Consider the following 6,545-nt stretch of genomic DNA (forward strand, 5'->3'; position numbering starts at 1 on the left):
GCAAGAGCCAGCGCTGGCGGGAGCGGCTGGGGCTCCATTTGGCTGCCTGGGCCATGTTCTACATCGCTGTAGCCGGCATGAGTCCCCTGGGCCAGCGAAGCATGATTCGCTACTGCCTGCCGGTTCACGTCGTACACGTGCTGGCTCTCGTGCACTGGGCCAAGCACACAGATTTGGGCTTTCTTCCCCTCTGGGCTCGTCCCCACCTGAGCAGAGTTCTCAAGCTGGGCTATGGGCTTCTGGCTCTCATCTTCCTCGTCCTCAACCAAATCTTGACCTGGCGTTACACCCAGCATCTCTGGGTGGCTTGACTCCACTTTCTTGAAGATAGGATGTGAGGGATCCCGACTTCTCCCCAACTAGGAGCTGTGGCCTTTTCTTCTCCCCGCAAGTTGCCTCGGCAGAAATCGTCCCTGCGGGTGGCTCAGCCGATTGAGCCCACCAAGATCTACCCCTGCCCGTGTTGCCATCAGGGTCAGTTGCGCCTGATCACCCTGACCGAGGCTTTTGGCTGCAGCCGTTGCCAGCATATTTTCGCCATCACCCCCGACCGTTTGCATATTGAGCAACTGGCGGTTTCTTATCCCTATCGCAAAATGTGGTTCTGGAACGGCCATCAGTGGGTCTTGCGGCGGGAAAATGCCCTCCAGGGATCCACGCTCTTGGGCCTCACCTTTAGCCTGGGGGTTGTTTTGGTGGTGGGGTTTATCGGTGCGGCGCTCTTTCCCAGCCAAACCCAGTTGCTCAGTTGGTTTCTGATTCTTGGCTTGTTGCTGACCCTGTTGATGGCCACGGCGATCCTGCTGCTGCGGCGGCCTTAAGATTGGCGGGACTTTCCCCGGCGATCCCCTGCAGAATCAGCAGCCCCGGCACTTGTGGATCCAGCCATTTCTTGTTAGCAGTGGTCTGGAGAAGGGAGCAGGTCTGTCGTCGGTCAGCCAGGCAGGAGAGAAGCGAGTGACAGATTTCGGTTCAGCCTTTGACCTAAGCACTACTCTGCGACAGGTACGCCGTTTGCTGCCGCAGATGCAGCGGCTGAGCAGCCAAACCAAGCGCCAGGCCCTGCTGGCTCTCTCGCGTTGTTTGCTGGATCGCTCCGATCTGCTGCTGGAGGCCAATACCCTCGACCTGGAAAGCTGCCGCGAGCAAACCCTGCCGGAGTGGATCCTCAACGGCCTCAAGCTCACTCCTGAGCGCCTGCAGCGATCCGCCCAGTTGCTTGCTCTCTTGGCCCAACAGCCGGATCCCATCGGTAGCCTGGAGAGGGGGTGCCGTCAGGACAACGGGCTGTTTATTGGCCGCTACCGCGTTCCTTTGGGGCTGATCGCCTTGGTCTACGAGATCTACCCCGAGTTTGCCTTGAATGGCATTGGCATGGGTCTCAAGACGGGCAATGGCGTGATTCTGGCCGGCAGCGGCCCTATCCAGAAAACCCATCAGGCCCTGGTCAACCTGTTGGCAGAGACCGCCTACGAGCACGGGATCCCGGAAGGGGCCATTCAAACCCTGCCCGTCCAAGACCAAACGGCCGATCCTCAGGCCGATTCCCCACTGTTGCTGTTGTTGCAGCAAACCCGCTACGTGGATCTGGTGATCCCCTGTGGTCGCCCCGGCTGGGTGGAGTTCCTGTTGCAGGCCAGCAAAGTGCCGACTCTGGTCACCCATCTGGGGTACGGCCACATCTACGTGGATCGCACGGCTCCCTGGCCTTTGGTCAAGTCAGTTGTGTTGGATCCCCTGGCCCAGTATGGCGCGGAAGGGATCCCGATTTATCAGCCCCTCACCCTTTGGCTGCTGATCCACACCGATTGGTCCGCCAATCATCTGACCGCCCTGATTGAAGACTTGCTGGGTCAAGGGATCGATATACAGGCAGCAGCCCCTATTCTGGAGCGATTCCCCCAGCTTCACCCGCTTGGGGAGGGCTTTGACTCCACAGAACAGCCTCATCTGCGCCTACAGCCCGTTGCCGACCTGACGGAGGCGATCGCCTGGATCAACAAAAATGGCTGTCGTCAATCGGAGACGATCCTCACCGATAGCCAATCGGCAGCCCAGCGCTTTCTCCAGGAGGTGGATGCCGCCCTGATCCACCTCAACACGTCCCCCCTCTCGGCAGGCCGGGGAGCCGGGATCCCCACCTTGGGAGCGTTTCGCGACCTGTCTTTGGGCATTTCCACCCAGCGGCTGCACGTGCGCGGGCCCATTGACCTGGAAGCTTTGACAACAGTGAAGGTGGTGGCTCAGGGTGGCCTGTAGCGGGGAAAAGTTGGGATCCCGAACTGCCGTTCTCCCCAAAAGCCAGGAGATGGCGTGAGACTAGAAAGGGAGGGATGCCGGCCCGGTCGTCCGACGTCCAACCCAGCCCAACAGACGGGGGAGAACTCCTTTGGGGATTGACCTGCGCAGTTATGTGTTTTTGGATCGGCTCCAGCCCCAGTACGCGGCCTACCTGGGCACGGTGGCCCAGGGCTTTTTGCCCCTGCCAGGGGATACTTCCCTCTGGGTCGAGATTTCCCCCGGCATCGAGATCAACCGCGTCATGGACATCGCCCTCAAAGCCACTTCGGTGAGGCCTGGGCTGCAGGTGGTGGAGCGCCTCTACGGCCTTTTGGAGGTACACTCCAGCAATCAGGGGGATACCCGCACGGCTGGCCGCGCCATTCTATCTGCTCTGGGGGTGAGCGAACAGGAGCGCCTCAAGCCGCGCATCATCTCCAGCCAGATCATCCGCAACATCGATCCCCACCAAACCCAGTTGATCAATCGTTTCCGCCGCGGCCAAATGCTGTTGGCCGGCCAAACCCTCTACATCCTGGAGGTGCAGCCGGCAGGCTATGCCCCCCTGGCCGCCAACGAGGCAGAAAAATCGGCCCGGATCAACATCCTCGAGGTGATGCCCTTTGGCAGCTTTGGCCGCGTGTACCTGGGCGGGGAAGAGCAAGATATTCTGGCCGCCTGCCGCGCTGCCGAAGCCATTTTGGCGGGGGTTTCCGGTCGGGATCCCCTTCTGTTGCCCGAGGAGGTGTAGTCGATGGCAGAATCGGATCCCAAGTCTTCGCCCAAAGCCAGCTTGCCCCAGGATCCGATGGCGGATCGGGTGAGGCTGCTCACGGAGCTGGCCGCTCCCTATCGGAGTTTGCGGCGCTTCATCTACCTGGCGGTGGGATTCTCGGCCACCATCGGGGCATTTGTATTTTTCTTCCGGGCCTTGGCGGGGCGAGATCTGGAGACCACCCTGCCCAGCTTGGCGCTGCAGTTGGGGATCCTGGCCGGCGCCCTCGGCCTGAACAGGCTGGAAAACCGTTCCCAGCAAAAGCTGGTCAGACAGGTGAAGCAGCGCTTGGGCATCCGACAAGACCGCTAGCCCGGCTCTAAAAATCCCAGTTCTCTGGGCCGGGATCGGAGTCGTCCTCCGCGTCGGCGCTGGGCAGATAACGGCGCTCCCTTGCCGGGGCTTCCTGGGGCCATTTTTGAACTATTTGGATGGCCAGAAAGGCAACCAAGGCAACCAAGACCGCCAAGGTGAGCAGCGGAATCGCCAGGATCACCACCGCGCCCAACACGTAGATGGCCACCTTGGGCAAGGAGGGATCCACCCTCCAGCCGCGGCGGTACACCCACTCGGTGAGCTGCCGATCCCATTGGCGCAGGCGAGGGACGTTCTCTGCGTAGATCTCCTGGAGGATATCGGCCAAAACAGGCCCCAGGCGGCGCATCTGGCCTTGGGTTTGCCTTCTCCAATTCCGCAGCGAGCGTCCCATTGATAGGATCCCTTGCCCTGGTCTTTCTCAGGCGATCCTAGCCCAACGGGAACAACGGCTCCGGGGCCCCTATGACAGCCGTTCCGCTAGCCCAATCCTGTAAATTTGTTTGAACATTTGGATCGGAGCTTGGGGTGTCTTGGCAGGACTACAGTACACTGAGGGCACTTGCGCAGCGATGTTGCTGCCACGCCGATTGGTCAATCTTTTTTAACTTTTCAACCTGCTCGACTGGAGAACGCTAATGGCTCACTCGGTCAAGATCTACGACACCTGCATCGGCTGCACTCAGTGTGTGCGAGCTTGTCCCACCGACGTGTTGGAGATGGTGCCCTGGAAAGGGAACAACAAAGCCGGGATGATCGCGGCCTCTCCCCGCACCGAAGACTGTGTTGGCTGCAAACGCTGCGAAACTGCCTGCCCCACGGATTTCTTGAGCATCCGGGTCTATCTCGGCCCCGAAACCACCCGCAGCATGGGCTTGGCCTACTAAGGGGTTGGGGGTACTTCTACCGGATTGATTCGGAGGGGAGGGATTCCTCCCCTTCTTCACGCTGCAGGTAGAGGCGGTGCTGGCGGATGTAGTGCTCCACGGCAGGGGGCACCAGGTAGCGAATGGATCCCCCCTTTTGGATTTGCCGCCGCAAGTAGGTGGAAGAGAGGGTCAAGGTAGGGGCTTCCAGGATTTCCGCCTGGATGGGCAACTGTTGGGCCACCAACCGCAACACCTGGGCGGCATCGCCGGCATCCACCCGTGGGGCGACAATCCAGTGGCAGAGGCGGGCCAATTCTTCGGCTCGATACCACTGGGGCAGATCCCGCAGGGCATCCACGCCGAGGATCCAGTACCACTGGGTATTGGGTTGCTCCTGGATAAGGCTGCGCAGCGTCTCAATGGTGTAGGAGCGCCCCGGACGGCGGATCTCCAGCTCTGAGCAGGCGAAGCGCTGGTGGTCGGCAATGGCCAGTTTGACCATAGCCAAGCGGTCGGCTTTGCTGGCGCCGGCGGCCAGGGGCTTGTGGGGGGGATCCCCTGCCGGCATCCACAGCACCTGATCCAGGTCAAACTGCCAAAGGGCTTGTTCCGCCATGATCAAATGGCCGTGATGTACAGGGTTAAAGGTGCCGCCCAGGATGCCGATGCGGGGCTGCTTGCGGACAGAGGGGCTCATGGCTGGCGGCTGAGGTAGGTGATGGCATCCCGCAGCCACTCTTCCGTTGGGCGAGGCTGGGAGGGCAAAGCTTGCAGGGCCGCCTGAATTTCTTGAGCGCTGTAGCCCAGGGCCAGCAAGGCCATTTCCACCTCTTCCCGGATGGGCATGGGCGGCCCGCCGGCCAGGGGGCGATCTGCGTTCTCCAAACCTTGTCGCCAGTGGGCCAGCTTGGTTTTCAGCTCCAAGGCCAGCCGCTGGGCCGTTTTGTGACCTACCCCTGGTGCGAGGGAAAGTAGGCGCACGTTTTCGGTCACCACTGCCTGAACCAGCTCCGGCAGGCCAAAGGTATTCAGCAGAGCCAAACCCAGAGCCGGCCCTACCCCCGCAACTTTGATGAGCTCCACAAACAAATCGCGCTCGGCTGGCGAGCCAAACCCGTACAACACCAGCTCGGTCTCTCGCACCACCAAGTGGGTAAACACCCGCACGGGCTCTCCGATGGGGGGCAGTTGCTTGAGAAAACGCGCCGGGGCCTTGACCCGATAGCCGATCCCCTGCACCTCAACGGTGAGGCTGCTGCGCTCTCCCCATTCGATGGCGACGAGGTGGCCGCTCAAAAAGGCGATCATGCTGCAAGTCCAATCCGTGTTTAGGATACTCTGCGCGGCTACAGCTCCAGAGTCGGCTGAGCAGAATTTAAAAGAATCTAGAATAAGAAAAGCTTACAAGCGACTTCTATGGCTTCAACATCGGCATCGGCCACTCCCGTTTCGGCGCGGTGGACTTGGCGAGGGCAGTCGGTTCATTATGTCAAACAAGGCGAGCAGGGTCAGCCTTTGCTCTTGGTGCACGGCTTTGGGGCCTCCACCGACCACTGGCGCAAAAACATTCCCGAATTGGCGCAACACTATCAGGTGTATGCCATCGATTTGCTGGGTTTCGGTCGCTCCGCCAAGCCCAACTGGGACTACCGCACCGAAATCTGGCGGGATCAACTGCGGGACTTTTGCCAACAGGTGATCCGTCGGCCCGTGGTGGGGATCGGCAACTCCCTGGGCGGCTATGTGGTGCTCAGTCTGGCGGCGGAGTGGCCGGAGTGGGTGCGGGGCGTGGTGCTCTTGAATGGGGCAGGGGGGTTCTCCACGCTCAAAGGATCCCCGAGCGGCTGGCGGCAATGGCTGGGCGGATTGGTGGGCTGGGGCCTGCGGCAGCGCCTGGTATCTTACTTGCTGTTTCAGTACTTGCGACAGCCGCACGTGATCCGGGCCAAGCTGAAGCAGGTCTACTACGACCCGGCGGCGGTGACAGACCAACTGGTGGAAGACATCCACCGCCCCACGCGGGATCCGGGGGCTGCCGATGTGTTTGTAGCCTTGATGCGGGGCGGGCAGAAGGGACGCTACGTGGATGAGCTGCTGCGCAGCTTGGTGCGCCCGCTGTTGTTGATCTGGGGAGAACGGGATCCCTGGATGCGGGCCCGCGAGCGCTCTAAGCTCTACCGGGCTCACTACCCTCAGGCGGTGGAATACTTCCTGGAGGCCGGCCACTGCCCTCACGATGAGCGCCCCGAACAGGTCAATGCCCTGATCCACCAGTGGATCGAGACGGGGATCCCGGCCACCACCTC

At 61.1% G+C, this 6,545-nt stretch carries 9 protein-coding genes and 1 pseudogene; 7 read left to right on the forward strand and 3 right to left on the reverse strand.

The window, feature by feature from the left end; translation table 11 throughout:
- The 5 genes and pseudogenes from NW853_RS03590 to NW853_RS03610 all read left to right on the forward strand — a co-directional run.
- A pseudogene (locus tag NW853_RS03590) lies at positions 1–311 on the forward strand (hypothetical protein); the annotation flags it as partial.
- A gap of 57 nt (positions 312–368) precedes the next feature.
- Positions 369–821 carry a hypothetical protein gene (locus NW853_RS03595; RefSeq protein ID WP_414347804.1) on the forward strand — a complete coding sequence of 151 codons (453 nt, stop codon included), beginning with the start codon at positions 369–371 and terminating at the stop codon, positions 819–821.
- Positions 822–957: 136 nt separating this feature from the next.
- A complete protein-coding gene (locus NW853_RS03600; RefSeq protein ID WP_414334077.1) occupies positions 958–2,259 on the forward strand; it encodes a gamma-glutamyl phosphate reductase in 1,302 nt (433 codons plus the stop codon).
- Between the two features lie 130 nt (positions 2,260–2,389).
- Positions 2,390–3,031: a hypothetical protein gene (locus tag NW853_RS03605; RefSeq protein ID WP_414334076.1), complete on the forward strand. Its 642-nt coding sequence runs from the start codon at positions 2,390–2,392 to the stop codon at positions 3,029–3,031.
- Between the two features lie 3 nt (positions 3,032–3,034).
- On the forward strand, positions 3,035–3,367 hold the full coding sequence (locus NW853_RS03610) for a DUF3493 domain-containing protein (RefSeq protein ID WP_414334074.1): 333 nt from the start codon (positions 3,035–3,037) through the stop codon (positions 3,365–3,367).
- A 7-nt stretch (positions 3,368–3,374) separates the two neighbouring features.
- Here NW853_RS03610 and NW853_RS03615 read toward each other — a convergent pair whose 3' ends face one another.
- Positions 3,375–3,764 carry a hypothetical protein gene (locus NW853_RS03615; RefSeq protein WP_414334072.1) on the reverse strand — a complete coding sequence of 130 codons (390 nt, stop codon included), beginning with the start codon at positions 3,762–3,764 and terminating at the stop codon, positions 3,375–3,377.
- A gap of 244 nt (positions 3,765–4,008) precedes the next feature.
- Here NW853_RS03615 and psaC point away from each other — a divergent pair, with 244 nt between their 5' ends.
- On the forward strand, positions 4,009–4,257 hold the full coding sequence (psaC, locus tag NW853_RS03620) for a photosystem I iron-sulfur center protein PsaC (protein ID WP_244348937.1): 249 nt from the start codon (positions 4,009–4,011) through the stop codon (positions 4,255–4,257).
- A gap of 16 nt (positions 4,258–4,273) precedes the next feature.
- On the opposite strand, the gene nadD is transcribed toward psaC, so the two are convergent.
- Positions 4,274–4,936: a nicotinate-nucleotide adenylyltransferase gene (gene nadD, locus NW853_RS03625; RefSeq protein WP_414334070.1), complete on the reverse strand. Its 663-nt coding sequence runs from the start codon at positions 4,934–4,936 to the stop codon at positions 4,274–4,276.
- Entirely contained in the window at positions 4,933–5,547 is a 615-nt protein-coding gene (gene ruvA / locus NW853_RS03630; RefSeq protein ID WP_414334069.1) for a Holliday junction branch migration protein RuvA, read from the reverse strand. Before ruvA ends, nadD begins: the two co-directional genes overlap by 4 nt.
- A 108-nt stretch (positions 5,548–5,655) precedes the next feature.
- Here ruvA and NW853_RS03635 point away from each other — a divergent pair.
- On the forward strand, positions 5,656–6,545 hold an 890-nt coding region (locus NW853_RS03635; RefSeq protein ID WP_414347807.1), incomplete at its 3' end, for an alpha/beta fold hydrolase.

The sequence above is a fragment of the Synechococcus sp. H55.11 genome (genome assembly GCF_047462475.1).
Classification (GTDB): domain Bacteria; phylum Cyanobacteriota; class Cyanobacteriia; order Thermostichales; family Thermostichaceae; genus Thermostichus.

What these genes read in the sequence shown, in the direction of transcription:
- NW853_RS03610 (WP_414334074.1), top strand. Translation starts at nt 3,035, where the DNA reads ATGGCAGAATCGGATCCCAAGTCTTCGCCCAAAGCCAGCTTGCCCCAG.
- NW853_RS03615 (WP_414334072.1), bottom strand. Translation starts at nt 3,764, where the DNA reads ATGGGACGCTCGCTGCGGAATTGGAGAAGGCAAACCCAAGGCCAGATG.
- psaC (WP_244348937.1), top strand. Translation starts at nt 4,009, where the DNA reads ATGGCTCACTCGGTCAAGATCTACGACACCTGCATCGGCTGCACTCAG.
- nadD (WP_414334070.1), bottom strand. Translation starts at nt 4,936, where the DNA reads ATGAGCCCCTCTGTCCGCAAGCAGCCCCGCATCGGCATCCTGGGCGGC.
- ruvA (WP_414334069.1), bottom strand. Translation starts at nt 5,547, where the DNA reads ATGATCGCCTTTTTGAGCGGCCACCTCGTCGCCATCGAATGGGGAGAG.